Genomic DNA, 15,719 nt, shown 5'->3' with positions numbered 1-15,719 from the left:
CCTTTGCACGCAAAATAACTGACCACCATTTGATGAAGTTGAATATCGACTACCAGGAGAAATTCCAGGCGCGCCACATTGCTCCAAACGAGGCAGACACCGCGCAGATGTTAAAGACCATCGGCGTTAATTCGCTTGATGAGTTAATTGACCAAACCATCCCCAAAAAGATAAGGCTAAAGGCGCCGCTCAATCTGCCGGCGGCAAAAAGCGAGTTTGATTACCTGGCATCGCTGAGGCAAACTGCATCAAAAAACAAGGTATTTAAATCATTTATCGGCCAGGGTTACTATGATGTGATTGTACCCGGCGTTATCCAGCGCAACATCCTCGAAAATCCGGGTTGGTACACGCAATACACCCCCTACCAGGCTGAAATTGCGCAGGGTCGTTTACAGGCCTTATTGAATTTCCAGACCATGGTTATCGATTTGACCGGAATGGAAATTGCCAACGCATCTCTGCTTGACGAGGGTACCGCCGCCGCCGAAGCGATGTTTATGCAATACAGCTTGCGCAAAAACCAAAACGCAAACGTATTTTTTGTCTCGGAAGAGATATTCCCGCAAACCATCGATATTTTAAAAACCCGCGCGCAGCCTTATGGCATCGAACTGCATATCGGCAATCACCAGTCTGTTGAGCTGACCGATAACATGTTTGGCGCTATCGTACAATATCCCGCGGGAAATGGAGCCGTTTATAACTACGCTGATTTTGCCGCAAAAAGCCACGAAAAAGGCATAAAACTTACAGTTGTTGCCGATATTATGAGCCTGTTGCTCTTAACGCCTCCGGGCGAATGGGGCGCCGATATTGTAGTTGGCTCAACCCAGCGTTTTGGTGTGCCGATGGGTTTTGGCGGACCTCATGCTGCATTCTTTGCTACAAAAGAGGAATACAAACGGTCTATCCCCGGCCGCATTATCGGTGTAACTATTGACAGCGCGGGCAATTATGCTTTGCGCATGGCCCTGCAAACCCGCGAACAGCATATCCGCAGGGATAAAGCCACATCAAACATTTGTACTGCTCAGGCCCTGCTGGCTATTATGGCCGGTATGTATGCTGTATATCATGGTCCGGAAGGCTTAAAGCTGATTGCGGGGCGCATCCACGGCCTGGCTATTTTGCTATCTGATTCCTTGAAGCAATTAGGCTACCAGCAGCTCAACGGAGCTTACTTCGATACGATAAAGTTTGATTTAGGTGATTTGGTTGGCCCGGTTCATGCCGAGGCTATCAACAACGAAATGAACTTTCACTACGAAGGTTCAGTTGTCAGCATTTCAATTGATGAAACCACTTCAACTGAAGATATTAAAACCATTGTCCGCTTTTTTGCCCGTGTGAAAGGCAAGACATTGAATGATGTTGATATGGATGGTTTGAAAGCTGGTCTTTCAACCGTAATCCCTGCCGAACTTCAACGTAAGTCGGCTTATTTAACACACGCGCTGTTCAACTCACATCATTCTGAACATGAGATGCTGCGCTATATCAAATCATTGGAGGCAAAGGACTTATCCCTTTGTCACTCTATGATCGCCCTTGGCTCGTGCACCATGAAGCTGAATGCTACAACCGAAATGGTACCGGTTACCTGGGCTGAGTTCAGCAAAATGCACCCCTTCGCGCCAACCGACCAGGTGGGCGGCTATATGCAGGTGTTTGATGAACTGAATAACTGGCTGAGCGAAATAACCGGATTTGCGGCCATGAGCCTGCAACCAAACGCCGGCGCACAGGGCGAATATGCCGGACTGATGGTTATCCGTACTTATCATAACGACCGCGGCGACAGCCACCGTAATATCGCACTTATTCCATCTTCAGCTCACGGCACCAACCCTGCTTCGGCAGCTATGGCAGGGATGAAGATCGTGGTAGTTCGCTGCGATGATAATGGTAATATCGACGTTGCTGATCTGAAAGCTAAGGCTGAGCAATATAAAAATGAGCTATCCTGCCTAATGGTAACCTACCCGTCAACACATGGCGTGTTCGAAGAATCGATCATCGAGATTTGCGAGATCATTCACGCTAATGGCGGACAGGTTTATATGGACGGGGCCAACATGAACGCACAGGTAGGTCTGACAAGTCCTGCTAACATCGGTGCGGATGTTTGCCACCTTAACCTGCATAAAACATTCTGTATACCGCATGGCGGCGGGGGCCCCGGAATGGGTCCTATCGGCGTAGCCAAACACCTGGTGCCTTATTTGCCAGGCCACGCGGTGGTTGATATCGACAGGGGCAAATCCATCCACGCAGTATCTGCTGCGCCATGGGGCTCTGCTTCTATCCTGATTATTTCTCATGCCTACATCGCTATGATGGGCGGCGACGGTTTAACCAACGCAACCCGTTACGCTATACTGAATGCCAACTATATCAAAACACGCTTAGAGCATCACTACCCTGTGCTTTACACGGGTAGCCACGGCCGCTGCGCGCATGAAATGATATTGGATTGCCGGGCGTTCAAAAACTTCGGCATCGAGGTTACCGACATCGCCAAGCGCTTAATGGACTACGGGTTCCATGCACCAACTGTGTCATTCCCGGTTGCGGGAACAGTAATGGTGGAACCGACCGAATCGGAGCCAAAGCATGAGCTCGACCGTTTCTGCGATGCCATGATTTCTATCCGGCATGAAATTGACAGTGTAGAAAAAGGTATATCCGATAAAACTGATAACCCGTTAAAGAATGCGCCGCATACCGCTGCGGTAATTACTGCTAACGAATGGGAACATCCATATACCCGCCAAAAAGCTGCCTTCCCGCTGCCTTACGTAGCCAATTACAAATTCTGGCCATCTGTAGGTCGCGTTAATGATACTTATGGCGACAGGACGCTGATTTGCTCCTGCCCTCCGCTTACTGATTATGAATTTGAAGAAAGCGAAGTAACCACCCCGGAATACGGAACGTGAGGTTGAGCGGATGAAATTCGTCACTCTGATAAAATTAAAGCCGGCTTTTTAACTAAGGCCGGCTTTTTTTGCCTGAACTATATTCGTAAGATTTCAGATAAAAGGAATAAGCGATAAGTTATCTTCAAATTTTCAAATCGATACATCTTAAAATTAACTCCGCATCAAAAATTTTCACCGCCAAAATTCCTCCTTTTACCGATAACTTTTACCTGCTAACCTATTTCGGATTGCCGTTTTGATGCGATGGCTATAGTTTTACAGCATAATTAATTGTTAACACAAACTAATACCATCATGAACGCTTACCAAAACTCATACGCACCATTTGCCAATATGACGATGGACGAATATAGCTTTCTACACCATGCATCAGCGGGGCTCACCCATAACCAGGTAAACACTTTTATGGCCGTTTATGCCAGCCGCCGTAAAAATCCAATGGATATACTGGTTGGTGCATTATTCGGTTTTATGGGACTTGCCGGTGTACACCGGTTTATGACCGGTCAGATATTTTTAGGGATCTTATATTTACTAACCGGCGGTTTTTTAGGCATCGGTACGCTTATCGATGTCATCAGCTACAAAAACATAGCAAACAACTACAACCGCCTGCTGGCTTATGACTGTTACCAGATTGCAAAAATGAACAGTTAATTTAATTTCACCGGGAGCGCAATGCATATCAACTGAAAAACTCCCGAACTCATATATAAGGTAAAAGCTAAAAGCAGGAAGGCGAAAGGTTGTTTCCCTCCTGTTTTTAGCTTTTGTAGTTTAAGGCAAACGCTGAAAGGTTAAAGGCGAAAGGTAGTTTTGGCTCCACTTTAAATTTAAAATTCCGCAATCGGCATTCCATTTTCCGCATTCAAAACCTTTGAGCTTTTGCCTTTAAGCTTTTATCTCCTTCACTTCCCCATCGATTTTTCCCTAACCGCCTTAAACTCGGAGCCATTTTTCCATCCGGGAAAGGTGGTTTCATCAGCCAGTTTATTGCCAACTTTAAATAACAGGTTCGCTACCTGGGCCATGCCGCCGGCATCCATATCTGCGGAGTAACTGTCTGATGGCTGGTGATAGTGCTGCTCGCCGTATTCCTTTTGTTTTTCCTTGCCGTAAGCTTCGCCGTGAGCGGTACTTTCGGCGCCGTTATTCATATCTAATGCGGGTACGCCCACCTTGGCAAAGTTAAAATGGTCTGAACGGTAGTAGCCGCCTGCACCCGGATTTTTATCCCCGGTTATTTTTTTGCCATTCGCCTTTGCAAATTCTGCTACATAATCTTCTAAATCATTCTGACCTTTACCTGTTATGGCGAAATCATTGGTTTCCCCATAGCTTCCCAGCGCATCCATATTTAAATCAGCCACAGTTTTATTAAGTGCAAAAATTGGATGAGATGCATAGTATTCAGAACCCAGCAAGCCCTGTTCTTCGGCGGTTACAGCCAAAAACACAACCGAACGTTTTGGCTTTTCCTTTAATTGAGTGAAAGCCCTTGCAACACTCAAAATAGCGGCAACTCCGCTGGCATTATCAACCGCGCCATTGTAAATGCTGTCACCCTTTGCATCAGGTTTGCCGATACCCAGATGATCCCAGTGCGCAGTGTACAACACGCATTCTTCGGGCGCGGTGTTGCCTTTTAAAACACCGATCACATTATGCGATGTCGAATACTTCAGTTTGGAGTTAACGGTAAGTGACGCATTCATATTCAGCGGCATCGCTTTAAAGTCTTTTCTGCGTGCTATTTCTCTAAAATCTCCCGTAATTCCTGCAGCTGCGAAAAGATTCTTAGCAGCATCTTCGGTCATCCAGCCTTCCACCTTGCAGCGCGACATATGCTTGTCTTTTTCCTGCAGGTAAAGCTTAGCGCCGGTAAAACTGTTGGCTACCACGCTCCAGCCGTAGCTGGCAGGCTCAGTTTGGTGAACAATGATAACACCTGCGGCGCCCTGCCTTGCGGCCTCCTCATATTTATAAGTCCAGCGGCCGTAGTAGGTCATGGTATCGCCCTTAAACAAGGTGTTGCTGCCCGACTTAAAACCAGGATCATTTACGAGCACTATCACCGTTTTGCCTTTTACATCAAGCCCGGCATAGTCGTTCCAATGATATTCCGGGGCCACCACACCATAACCCGCAAATACAAGCGGCGAGTTGGTCAGCTGTACCGATGGCATCTCCTGGCGTGTAGATGCTACAAAGTCGGTCATATAATTCAGGCTAATATTACCTTTTCCCCCGCTTATGCTCATAACAGGCGAAGGGGTGCTGGTAATTTCCACCATCGGCACATCCTGAAAGTAACTGCCGTTATTCCCCGGCTCCAACCCTATTTTCTTCATTTGCGATGAAATGTAGGCGATGGTCTTGGTTTCACCGTTAGTGAACGGTTTACGTCCCATCAGCGAATCATTTGCCAAAACTGCGATGTGGCTTTTAATTTCATCGCCGGTAATCGCATCAGGCTCCTTTGCTCCCTGCTTGCAACCTGCGGCAATTGCAAGCGAAGCCATGCATAAAATGGTGTAATAATTTATCTTCATATTTTGAGGTCTGTTTACGTCAAATGTAACTAAAAAGGATAATCCTTCGCCTGTACTGCTACATATGTTACATTTATGGTAAGCACAGCATAGGGAAAGGTAAATATTTTTTTCTCGCTAAGAAGCAGTTTAAAAATATAAATATATGGGTTTTAGCCCCACCCAAACCCTCCCCGGAAGGGAGGGCTTAAAATATCCCTAAGCTAAAGTCTTCCCAACGGGGGGAGATTTGGAGGGGCTAATGTCCTGTAATAATTATTGGCAACCGTTTTTAGACAACTTCTAACAATAAATTCTATTTTTTTACGTTTATCAAGTCATATTACCGGACAGATTTTTCCATCTTCTGCCCGAAAACGGACAATATGCTGTATCAGAATAGGGCAACCGTTTAAACCAAATCAACACAACATGTTATAAACCAACATCTTACAACAACGGCACGTGGTTTGCGCATTTTTAATTTCTAAATAGTAAGTTAAAATGAGCCAGCAAAAACCGTTGATACGACGCACCTTTTTACAGGAGCGTTATGAGATTTTGATTAAAAGGCAAAGGGAAGGCAAGGCTACGTTTAACGAACTCACCGAGCTTGACGACATTGTAAACCGCGATCCGGCCATACGCGAGATAGTGCTGATTGAAAATCACTTTATTCCTGGTGCAGACGATAATAATCACATAGATACTGATCCAACAAACGAGGTTATGAAGCAACCACAGCGCAGAACTGTGTTCACCTGGTTAAAAGATCTTTTTGAGCGTATTTTCATGCTGCCGGTAACCGAAGCGGATGGAAAAATAGCGGCTTATTTATGACAGGTTGCTCACTATTCCCCTGAGACTTGCTTAATTTATCAAATAAGAAAACCAATACTCCTTTTCCGACTTTCCGGACTTTCGGACTAAAATTAAACCTACCTTTGCGGTATTAGTCTACTTAGAAAAGGAACAACATGAAAAAACTACTGATTTTAATAATGCTGGTTGTCGCAACCAGCAGCGTTTTTGCACAGGCGGTAGATTTACGCCGCAAAATTGAAGTAACCGGCGTTGCCGAAAAAGAGGTTACTCCTGATATTATTAATATATCGATCTCCCTCCAGGAATATATGGACGGCAAGAAGAAAGTCACTATCGACCAACTGGAAAATCAATTGGAAACAGCTGTGAAGGCAGCAGGCGTACCTAAAGAAGATTTTACTGTTAACAACGTATCTGCCTGGAACAATACCTGGAACAAAAAGAAAACACCAGATTTTTTAGCAAGCAAGCAGTACGGCATAAGGGTACACGACCTGAATAAGTTTAACCAGATACTGGATAAGATAGACCCTAAAGGAATTCAATCTACCAATATCGATAGTTATGACTATTCAAAAATGGAAGACCTGAAGCGTGAATTGAAAATACAGGCGCTTCATGTGGCAAAAGAAAAAGCAGCTTACTTGTTAAGCAGCATTGGCGACAAAGTGGGCGACGTGATCAGCATCACAGAGGTAGATAACGGCGGCGGCTATCAAATGCCAAGACCGGTGATGTACTCGATGGCCAAAACCGCAGGCCCTGCCGAATCGGATATTAACTTTAAGAACATAAAACTGAGTTTTCAGATCAATGCGGTTTTCGAAATCGTAAAATAAAAGCAGACTTCAGCAGGATATCAAGTTGATATTCTGCTGATTCTTTTTTACAGAGATTGTGAGTTTGATAAAAAATAAGCGCTTTTTATAAGTAAAGCGAAATTAAAACACCTTCCCGAAAGTAACATACCTGTTACACAACCAAACATATCCCTCTCTCAAAAAAGATTAAACAGATAATAAAATTAACTTTTGATTAATTTTCTGTAAAAGGTGTGGTATATTTGCCCCATAATACGGCTAAATTGTAAGATCCTGCCGGATTTATTTACGTTATCGTAATATTAATTACTTGACAATGTGAATTTTACAATTTATATTTAAACACCCTAATTTAGTCTGAGCATGATCCGTACACGCTTCAAAAAGGTGCTGTTGGTGGCACCTGAAATTTTTCCTAATCAGCTTCTGGCTGATTATACCAACGTAAAACATATCTCTGCAGCAGGCAGTGTATTTCCTTCAATACATGAGATGAACCCAGATGTGATAGTATTTGACTATGACTTTATGGGCAGAGACTTTGAAAGGACCCTGAGACGGATACAGACTAATAAATTTTATCATAAAATAAAGATCTGCTGCTTTAAAAATTCGGCCAACACAAAGATTGACAGCTTTTTAAAAGTGCTCGGAGTAGACCACTTTATTTACCGCGATGAACTCACCGCAGAAACCAAAAATAAATCGCTGCTAAATACCTTTAGTTCGGTAATTGATGCATCCATTGTAAAATGGGTGATCAATGCAACGCATTAAATAATCGGAACCCTTAATGTTGGAGACACAAGTATGTGCCTCTGCACAACGGCGCCTATTATTTGACCGGCGATCCAAATCTTTGGTTTAAAAATCTACAACTCAATCAATCCACTCAAACCTGGTATAAGGCACAAGCGCATCCGGAATTTTAATACCCTTGTCTGTTTGATTATTCTCCAGCAAGGTGGCCACAATACGCGGCAAGGCCAGGGCGCTGCCATTTAACGTATGCGCCAGCTGTGTTTTACCCTCAGCATTACGGAAACGCAGCTTTAAGCGATTGCTTTGAAATGTTTCGAAATTCGATACGGAAGATACTTCCAGCCAGCGCTGCTGTGCTGCGCTCCATGTTTCCATATCATAGGTTAAAGCGGATGCAAAACCCATATCTCCGCCGCAAAGGCGCAGCACACGGTACGGCAGGCCGAGCTTTTGCAGCAACCCCTGCACATGCAGGCTCATTTGCTCCAATACTTCGTATGATTTATCAGGGTGGGCAATTTGTACAATTTCTACCTTATCAAACTGATGCAGGCGGTTCAGGCCCCGCACGTGCGCGCCGTATGAACCGGCCTCGCGGCGGAAACAAGGTGTATGCCCGCAGTTCTTGACAGGCAGGTCCTCGCCTTTTAAAATTACGTCACGGTATATATTTGTAACCGGTACTTCGGCAGTAGGTATCAGGTATAGCTTATCCTCGCCTACAAAATACATCTGGCCTTCCTTGTCTGGCAGCTGACCTGTTCCAAAACCTGATGCCTCATTTACCATCAGCGGAACGCTTACTTCGCTGTAACCGGCCTTTTCAGCTTCGTCAATAAAGTAATTAATGAGCGCCCGCTGCAATTTAGCGCCTTTGTTTTTATACACCGGAAAACCTGCTCCGGTGATCTTAACGCCAAGCTCAAAATCAATCAGGTTGTATTTTGCGGCAAGCTCCCAATGCGGCAGGGCGTTTTCGGGCAAGGCCGGCTTAGCACCGTTTTCAAGTACTACTTCGTTTTCTTCAGGTGTTAAGCCTTTGGGAACCGAACTGTGAGGAAGGTTGGGCAGCAATACCAATTTCTGCTGTAATTCTTCTTCAATGGCATTTAACTGTTCATTTAACCTTTTAATATCCTCTTTCCAAACGCTGGTTTTAACTTTAAGTGCCTCGGCATCTTCCTTTTTGCCGGTGCGCATTAACTCGCCGATCTGCTTTGCGGCAGCATTTGCTTCTGCAGAAGTATTATCCAGCGTGGTTTGGGTCGACCGGCGCTTGTCGTCCAGTTCAATAACTTCACTAACCAGTTCGGGCTGTTTAAAATTTTTTACAGCCAAACGTTCCAAAACCTGTTCCCTGTTATCGCGGATATAGCTAACTTGCAGCATTATTTAATTTTTTAGGCAAAGATATAAATTAGTCGATAGTCCATAGACCATAGCCCATAGTTTTTGAAGCGTTATTACACATCTTTAAAATGAAAAGTACTATGGTCTATCGTCATGGATTAAAGAAACCATGAACCAAACAGGCAAACTATACCTCGTACCTACCCCTATTGGCAACCTGGAGGATATTACCCTCAGGGCTATTCGTGTCTTAAAGGAGGTGGATTTGATTTTGGCGGAAGATACGCGCACCTCTGCGCCTTTGCTGAAGCACTTTGATATTCATCAAAAGGTTTATGCGCATCACCAGCATAACGAGCATCAATCCTCTAATGAAATCGTAAAGTTTTTAAAGGAAGGAAAAAATATCGCGCTGATATCTGATGCCGGTACGCCCGCTATTTCTGATCCCGGGTTTTACCTGGTGCGCGAAGCTTTGAAGAACGGGATCGAGGTAGAATGCCTTCCCGGACCAACAGCATTTGTGCCTGCCCTGGTAAATTCCGGCTTCCCTACAGACCGCTTTTGCTTCGAAGGTTTTTTACCGCTGAAAAAAGGCCGGCAAACGCGTTATAAGGCGCTGGCTGATGAAGAGCGCACCCTTATACTATACGAATCGCCGCACCGTTTGTTAAAGACGCTGGACGAAATGGCTCTTTATTTTGGCCCCGGGCGGCAAATATCTGTATCGCGCGAGCTGACGAAGATGTTCGAGGAGACTGTGAGGGGGACTATAAGTGAGGTTAAAACCTATTTTGAAACGCACCCGGTGAAGGGCGAGTTTGTGATATGTGTGGCGGGGAAAAATTAACAAAAACTTATTAATGAAAAAAAACATCCTTCTTTCCATTCTTTCCGGCTTAATGCTTTGGATAGCCTGGCCACCCACTCCTTATACCACCTTTTTCTTGTTTTTTGGATTTGTGCCTTTACTGCTGGCTGTCGAGAATATCATACGGTCGGACTATAAAAAGAAAGGCAAAAAGATATTTGGCACGGCGTTCCTCGGTTTTTTGGTGTGGAATGCCTTATCGGTTTACTGGGTTTATAATGCGCTTAAGATGGTTGGGGCGGTGGCAGCAGTGCCCGTATCCCTTATACCTTACTCGTTGGCTCCATTGCTGATGGCCGCCGTGGTCTGGCTGTACTACCGGCTCAGGCTTACCATCAAACGTGGCTGGGCGCTGGCCGGGTTGGTTTGTTTTTGGGTTGGGTACGAATATCTGAACCAAACCTGGGACCTCCATTTCCCATGGATGACACTGGGAAATGGCTTCGCGGTAACTCATCAGTGGGTACAATGGTATGAATACACCGGGGTTTACGGCGGCACCGTATGGATTTGGGCGTTAAATATATTGCTGTTCCTGATTTATACCGGCTTAAGGGAGGCTCCCAATAAAAAACTAAGGACAAAGCTTATTATCGCGTTTTCCGTAACGCTGGTGTTGCCGTTAAGTTTTTCGTTGTACCGCTATTATGGCTACCATGAACAAAAAAACCCTTCGAACATTGTTATTGCGCAGCCAAACATCGACCCATATGAAAAATATGGCGCTATTCCTCCTTTGGTCCAGCTTGATATTCTGAAAAACCTTTCGGACTCACTTGGCCAAAAAAATACTGAATTTTTTATATGGCCGGAAACTGCGCTGGCAAATGAGATTAATGAGGACCATATCCGTACGGATGCCGCCTTTAATAAGGTACAGCAGTTTTTAAACAAATACAAAAACGGTAATGTATTAACCGGCGCCGAGACTTATAAAGTTTACAACCGGCCAACTACCAAATCAGAATTTTACGACGAACAGTCGCGGCTCTACTTTGATCATTTTAACGCAGCCATAAACATCGAGAACTCGGCCGAGGTACAGTTTTATCATAAATCAAAATTAGTTCCCGGCGCAGAGGCTTTACCATTTCCTACTACACTCGGTTTTTTGAAACCGGTTTTTGCACAATTAGGGGGAGCCACCGGCATGTATGGCGGCCAGGATGAGCCGGGCGTATTTTATTCGCAGAGCGGGATAGGCGCGGCGCCGGTTATTTGTTTTGATTCTATCTGGGGCGATTGGGTGGCAGACGCGGTTCACGAAGGCGCTCAATTTATTGCCGTTATTACCAACGACGGGTGGTGGGAAAATACAAGCGGGAAAGACCAGCATTTTGATTATGCCAAACTTCGCGCTATCGAGACCCGGCGCTGGGTATGCCAATCGGCAAATACCGGAATTTCGGGTTTCATCAATCAACGTGGCGACGTAGTGCAGCACAGCCAGTGGTGGGTAAAAACTGCCCTTAAGCAAGACATTAACCTTAACTCAGACATGACATTTTACGTACTGCACGGGGATTATATCGCAAAAATTGGGAGTCTGCTGGCAATTTTGGGGATGGTGTTTATTGTGGTGAGGAGGTTTTGGGGGAAGTAAAATTACATCAAAAACTACGCGAGGTACAAAACAACCTCGTCACGACCTGTAGCGAGCTATATATGCCGAGCAATACATGGCAACGGGATTGCTTCGCTCGTTCCTCGCTCGCAATGACAAAATTTTAACAGAACTTAATCAAGAAGGCCCGGCGAATTGCCGGGCCTTCTCTAATTGTTGTGTTTTCTGGATTATCTTTAAACAGCCGTTGGCCTGCGGATTAGGCCCAGCAGCAGGGATATGATCGCGATAATTAGCAGCACATGTATCAAGCCGCCTATTGTTGTAAAAAAGAAACCTATTGCCCAGCCTATAATTAGTATAACGGCAATAATGTATAATAATGAGTTCATGGTTGCCTTGTTTTGATTTTTAGTATTAATATCAAAAGCAAGTGAATTGTTTTACTTTTTTTAAAGGCCGGAAAGGCCGGAAGTCCTAAAGAAAAAGCTAACAGCGGCAACTTTTAAAACCACTAAAACTTATTCAACCAATCCCAGCCATTTTTTCCTCACCACCATTTGCTCCGGGGTAACTTCAGTAAACGATTCTATTTTATATTTCACGCGGTCATTTCTCAAAAGGGTAACCGGCAGGTTCAGGTGCAGGCCATCACGCAGCACCCCCACCACTATTTTATCGTCTACCTTTTTGCCATTCAGAATGGTAGCCATATCGGTAATTGGCGTACCGTCTATGGTCATCAGTTCATCGTTAACGTTAATACCATCGGCCCAGGCAGCGCTGCCACGCAGCACGGCGGTCACAAATTTGCGGCCGGTAGCCTCTGTGGTCACTATGCCCAGGCTTGGCTCATTGGTACCGGCTGCTTCATCAATGGCTTTATAGCCTGCATAAACCAGGTACTTATTATAATCAAGCGGCGTAACACCGTATATGTAATTATTATAAAAATCATCCAGGTTTTTTCCTGCAAATTTTTCGAGGCCCTTTTTAAATTCCTGGTCAGTATAACCCCGCTTTTTCTCTTTGTAATAAGTATTGTACATATACTTCATTACGTCATCAAGCGAATGTTTACCTTTAGTAGCGTTGATAATTTCCAGGTCAAGCAGCAGACCTGCCATTGCGCCTTTGTCATAATAGGAAATACCTGTATTCACCGAGTTTTCGTTCGGGCGGTAAGCCTTTATCCACGCATCAAAGCTGGCGTCGGCAAGGGGTTGTATCTTAGCACCGGGCTGGTTATCAATGGTATTCATTTCGCCGGTCACCGCGCTCAGATAAGTCTCCGGCGTAGTTATTTGCGCGTGGCGTAAAATTATATTCTGGTAGTATGCGGTAAAACCCTCCGCGATCCAAAGGTCGGTTGTATAGTTTTCGTTATCATAATCAAACGGACCAAGTACTATTGGGCGCAGACGTTTTACATTCCACAAATGGAAATGCTCATGGGCAACCAACCCTAAAAAGTTACGGTAGCCACCCGGATTAGCATAATTATCGCGGGACGCCCCAAGGGTTGTTGAACTAAGGTGCTCCAGGCCGCCGCCACCGCGCTGGTGATTGTGCACTATAAATACATAATGCTTGTTGGGATTTTCGCCAAACACTTTGGTTTCCTGCTCAACTATTTTCGCCATATCAACCTTTAGCTTCTCCTTGTCGTAATTGCCGCCGCCAACCATGCAAACTTCATACTTAACGCCGGCAGCATCAAAGCCGAAAACGTCCTGCGTGCCCACTTCGATCGGTGAATCGAACAGAATATCAAAGTTTGGCGAGTAGCGTGTAAAGGGATCTCCGTCTACAGGTTCCAGGCTGGTTGATACAGTTGTCCATCCTTTATAAGGAACAATTTTTATGGTGGATGGAGTATTGAGCATTTTATCCGGGTAGATGAAAATACCCGTGGTTGACAGGAAGCCATGCGATGCATCCACGAAGCTGGTACGCACCGAAATTTCAAAACAATAAACCTTATATTTAACAGTGATGCTTGATAGGCCGGCAGTGTTTATACGCCAGGTATTTTTGTTTACTTTGGGCGATGCGATTTCTTTTCCATTCGCAGCTGCCGAGAAAGACTCCACATTTTTTGAAAACTCGCGCACCAGGTAAGAACCTGGCGTCCATACCGGCATTTTCAGGTCAAGAAAGTTTTGACTGATGCCGGAAATGTTCATCTCAACATCCGCGTAATGAGCTTGCGCCTCGGGGAATGTTACTGTATAAGATATTTTAACAGCGCCTGCTGCCTGGGTAGTACCGAAATTCATAAAAAGCAATATTAATAAAAAGAGGGCGGTTAGCTTAACGGTTTTCATTCTCGGGCTTATTAGTGATAATTTATCAACTCAGAATATTTTTTGGATTGGCCAAATTGGTTCGGGGTGCAAGTTATATCTTTTTTTGCTGCGTCACAGTTTCTTTACTTGTAAAATGGTTGATACATACAACTATTAAGTGCGCTAACAAATACTTTTGGGCTCGGTTATGGAATTGAAACTGATTGAGCCACTGTCGCGTAAATTAAATCATTTAGGAAGGGCCTACATAAGCCAGCTAGCAAAACAGCTTGGTCCGTTGGGGGTCAGCCGGTATTATTACGCGCTAACGTACATATGTTATCACGACGGCCGCTTAACCCAAAAAGCGCTGGCCAATGAATTAGGAAAAGACAAATCGCTAGTGGTGAATATTGTGGATACGCTTACCGAACAAGGCTTCGTATACCGGGAAACAAACCCTGCAGACAGGCGCGAGCATTTGCTAAAGGGTACTGCAAAAGGTAAAAAAGCGGCGCCGCATATAATTGAGGCTTTTGACGCGCTTAACAAAAGCATAACCGCAAACATCAGCGACGATGAGTTGAAAATATTTAACACCGTGCTAAGAAAAATGGAAGCCAATATGAAGCAGCTAACATCGACAGAGATTAACCCCCAAATAAAATCCTAATTATTACCATGAGAACAAGGTATATTATATACATAGCGTTGGCGCTGCTTATCGGCTTTTTAATTTATAACAAGTTTTTTAGCGAGAAGGGCAAAGAGGCCATGGCGTTGCGGGCCAGCAAAGGCGGCGCCAAGCGAAAAAATGGCCCTGTGCCGGTTAATCTGATGATTGTTAAGGATACGACGGTTGACAATAACATTGATGTTACCGGAACCATTGACGCCAATGAAAAGGTTAACCTTGTAAGCGAAACTGCCGGCGCCATAACCGGTATTTATTTTAATGAAGGAAGCACAGTAAAAAAGGGACAATTGCTCGTAAAGGTTTATAACCAGGACCTGATAGCGGCTTTGAAACAGAATGACTACCAGGTTGCTCTGGCCAAACAAAACGAATACCGAAATAGCATTTTATTGCAAAAAGAAGCCATAAGCCAGCAGGAATATGATACCTCATTAACATCACTAAATACCTTAAAGGCACAGAGCGAAGTTTTAAAGGCGCAGATCGCCAAAACCGAGATCAGGGCGCCATTTTCGGGCGTTATTGGTTTAAGGAACATCAGCCCCGGCGGATATTTATCACCGTCAACATCAATCGCGAGCCTGGTTAATATCGACCCGGCAAAGGTTACCTTTTCGGTACCGGAACGCTACCTGGCGATGATTAAAGCGGGCACCAAAATTAATTTCACTATTGAAAGCTCGCGCAAGAATTTTTCGGCTACGGTTTATGCTATTGAACCGGCCATCGATCTTAGCTCCCGTACTATCACGGTACGCGCAAAAGCGCCGAACCCCGATAACCTTTTAAAAGCCGGCGCGTTTGCCAAGATCAATCTAAAGCTCGATCAGATTGCCAAAACCATTATGGTTCCTACACAATGTGTTATCCCTGATTTAAAGGACAACAAGGTATTTATATATCAAAATGGTATTGCTGAGGCAAAAGTAGTGAAGACAGACTTGCGTACCGATACCCGAATAGAAATAACCAGCGGCCTGAAAGCAGGAGACAGTTTGATTGTTTCCGGCCTGATACAGATCCGCAACAAAGTGCCTTTGAAAGTTTTAAAAGTTATAAAGTAAA

General features: G+C 44.7%; 13 protein-coding genes. 9 read left to right on the top strand and 4 right to left on the bottom strand.

Features of this window, described 5'->3' with window-relative positions:
- The first annotated feature begins 32 nt into the window (after window positions 1-32).
- Both gcvP and Q3W13_RS01530 read left to right on the top strand, forming a co-directional pair.
- Window positions 33-2,942, top strand: a complete 2,910-nt coding sequence (gene gcvP, locus Q3W13_RS01535; RefSeq protein ID WP_302860785.1) for an aminomethyl-transferring glycine dehydrogenase — start codon at window positions 33-35, stop codon at window positions 2,940-2,942.
- Window positions 2,943-3,239: 297 nt separating this feature from the next.
- A complete protein-coding gene (locus Q3W13_RS01530) occupies window positions 3,240-3,602 on the top strand; it encodes a TM2 domain-containing protein (protein WP_302860784.1) in 363 nt (120 codons plus the stop codon).
- A 251-nt stretch (window positions 3,603-3,853) separates the two neighbouring features.
- On the opposite strand, the gene Q3W13_RS01525 is transcribed toward Q3W13_RS01530, so the two are convergent.
- Window positions 3,854-5,497 (bottom strand): M28 family metallopeptidase, encoded by a 1,644-nt coding sequence (locus tag Q3W13_RS01525; protein WP_302860783.1) that lies wholly within the window; start codon window positions 5,495-5,497, stop codon window positions 3,854-3,856.
- 483 nt (window positions 5,498-5,980) lie between these two features.
- Here Q3W13_RS01525 and Q3W13_RS01520 point away from each other — a divergent pair, with 483 nt between their 5' ends.
- From Q3W13_RS01520 to Q3W13_RS01510, 3 genes are all read left to right on the top strand, one after another.
- Window positions 5,981-6,316, top strand: coding sequence for a hypothetical protein (locus Q3W13_RS01520; RefSeq protein ID WP_302860781.1), 336 nt, complete (start codon window positions 5,981-5,983; stop codon window positions 6,314-6,316).
- 137 nt (window positions 6,317-6,453) lie between these two features.
- Window positions 6,454-7,140, top strand: coding sequence for an SIMPL domain-containing protein (locus tag Q3W13_RS01515; RefSeq protein ID WP_302860779.1), 687 nt, complete (start codon window positions 6,454-6,456; stop codon window positions 7,138-7,140).
- Between the two features lie 345 nt (window positions 7,141-7,485).
- A complete protein-coding gene (locus tag Q3W13_RS01510) occupies window positions 7,486-7,899 on the top strand; it encodes a hypothetical protein (RefSeq protein ID WP_302860777.1) in 414 nt (137 codons plus the stop codon).
- Between the two features lie 102 nt (window positions 7,900-8,001).
- On the opposite strand, the gene serS is transcribed toward Q3W13_RS01510, so the two are convergent.
- On the bottom strand, window positions 8,002-9,273 hold the full coding sequence (gene serS / locus Q3W13_RS01505; RefSeq protein ID WP_302860776.1) for a serine--tRNA ligase: 1,272 nt from the start codon (window positions 9,271-9,273) through the stop codon (window positions 8,002-8,004).
- A 130-nt stretch (window positions 9,274-9,403) separates the two neighbouring features.
- Between serS and rsmI the strand changes: the two genes are divergently transcribed.
- Both rsmI and lnt read left to right on the top strand, forming a co-directional pair.
- On the top strand, window positions 9,404-10,084 hold the full coding sequence (rsmI, locus tag Q3W13_RS01500) for a 16S rRNA (cytidine(1402)-2'-O)-methyltransferase (protein ID WP_302860773.1): 681 nt from the start codon (window positions 9,404-9,406) through the stop codon (window positions 10,082-10,084).
- A 13-nt stretch (window positions 10,085-10,097) separates the two neighbouring features.
- Window positions 10,098-11,708 (top strand): apolipoprotein N-acyltransferase, encoded by a 1,611-nt coding sequence (lnt, locus tag Q3W13_RS01495; protein WP_302860772.1) that lies wholly within the window; start codon window positions 10,098-10,100, stop codon window positions 11,706-11,708.
- Between the two features lie 197 nt (window positions 11,709-11,905).
- Here the strand turns inward: lnt and Q3W13_RS01490 are convergent, their stop codons facing one another.
- Window positions 11,906-12,061, bottom strand: coding sequence for a lmo0937 family membrane protein (locus tag Q3W13_RS01490; protein ID WP_302860771.1), 156 nt, complete (start codon window positions 12,059-12,061; stop codon window positions 11,906-11,908).
- Between the two features lie 129 nt (window positions 12,062-12,190).
- On the bottom strand, window positions 12,191-13,996 hold the full coding sequence (locus tag Q3W13_RS01485; protein WP_302860770.1) for a M61 family metallopeptidase: 1,806 nt from the start codon (window positions 13,994-13,996) through the stop codon (window positions 12,191-12,193).
- A 169-nt stretch (window positions 13,997-14,165) separates the two neighbouring features.
- Here Q3W13_RS01485 and Q3W13_RS01480 point away from each other — a divergent pair, with 169 nt between their 5' ends.
- Window positions 14,166-14,630 (top strand): MarR family winged helix-turn-helix transcriptional regulator, encoded by a 465-nt coding sequence (locus Q3W13_RS01480; protein WP_302860769.1) that lies wholly within the window; start codon window positions 14,166-14,168, stop codon window positions 14,628-14,630.
- Window positions 14,631-14,638: 8 nt separating this feature from the next.
- Window positions 14,639-15,718, top strand: a complete 1,080-nt coding sequence (locus tag Q3W13_RS01475) for an efflux RND transporter periplasmic adaptor subunit (RefSeq protein ID WP_302860767.1) — start codon at window positions 14,639-14,641, stop codon at window positions 15,716-15,718.
- Window position 15,719: the final 1 nt, after the last annotated feature.

It is taken from the genome of Mucilaginibacter sp. L3T2-6 (genome assembly GCF_030519355.1).
In the GTDB taxonomy this organism is placed as follows: domain Bacteria; phylum Bacteroidota; class Bacteroidia; order Sphingobacteriales; family Sphingobacteriaceae; genus Mucilaginibacter.
The sequence above is the reverse complement of the archived record's forward strand: the minus strand, read 5'-3'. Positions and strand labels throughout refer to the sequence as shown.

Excerpts from the sequence above, each read along its gene's own strand:
- gcvP (WP_302860785.1), top strand. The coding sequence starts at position 33 with ATGAAGTTGAATATCGACTACCAGGAGAAATTCCAGGCGCGCCACATT.
- Q3W13_RS01530 (WP_302860784.1), top strand. The coding sequence starts at position 3,240 with ATGAACGCTTACCAAAACTCATACGCACCATTTGCCAATATGACGATG.
- Q3W13_RS01525 (WP_302860783.1), bottom strand. The coding sequence starts at position 5,497 with ATGAAGATAAATTATTACACCATTTTATGCATGGCTTCGCTTGCAATT.
- Q3W13_RS01520 (WP_302860781.1), top strand. The coding sequence starts at position 5,981 with ATGAGCCAGCAAAAACCGTTGATACGACGCACCTTTTTACAGGAGCGT.
- Q3W13_RS01515 (WP_302860779.1), top strand. The coding sequence starts at position 6,454 with ATGAAAAAACTACTGATTTTAATAATGCTGGTTGTCGCAACCAGCAGC.
- Q3W13_RS01510 (WP_302860777.1), top strand. The coding sequence starts at position 7,486 with ATGATCCGTACACGCTTCAAAAAGGTGCTGTTGGTGGCACCTGAAATT.
- serS (WP_302860776.1), bottom strand. The coding sequence starts at position 9,273 with ATGCTGCAAGTTAGCTATATCCGCGATAACAGGGAACAGGTTTTGGAA.
- rsmI (WP_302860773.1), top strand. The coding sequence starts at position 9,404 with ATGAACCAAACAGGCAAACTATACCTCGTACCTACCCCTATTGGCAAC.
- lnt (WP_302860772.1), top strand. The coding sequence starts at position 10,098 with ATGAAAAAAAACATCCTTCTTTCCATTCTTTCCGGCTTAATGCTTTGG.
- Q3W13_RS01490 (WP_302860771.1), bottom strand. The coding sequence starts at position 12,061 with ATGAACTCATTATTATACATTATTGCCGTTATACTAATTATAGGCTGG.
- Q3W13_RS01485 (WP_302860770.1), bottom strand. The coding sequence starts at position 13,996 with ATGAAAACCGTTAAGCTAACCGCCCTCTTTTTATTAATATTGCTTTTT.
- Q3W13_RS01480 (WP_302860769.1), top strand. The coding sequence starts at position 14,166 with ATGGAATTGAAACTGATTGAGCCACTGTCGCGTAAATTAAATCATTTA.
- Q3W13_RS01475 (WP_302860767.1), top strand. The coding sequence starts at position 14,639 with ATGAGAACAAGGTATATTATATACATAGCGTTGGCGCTGCTTATCGGC.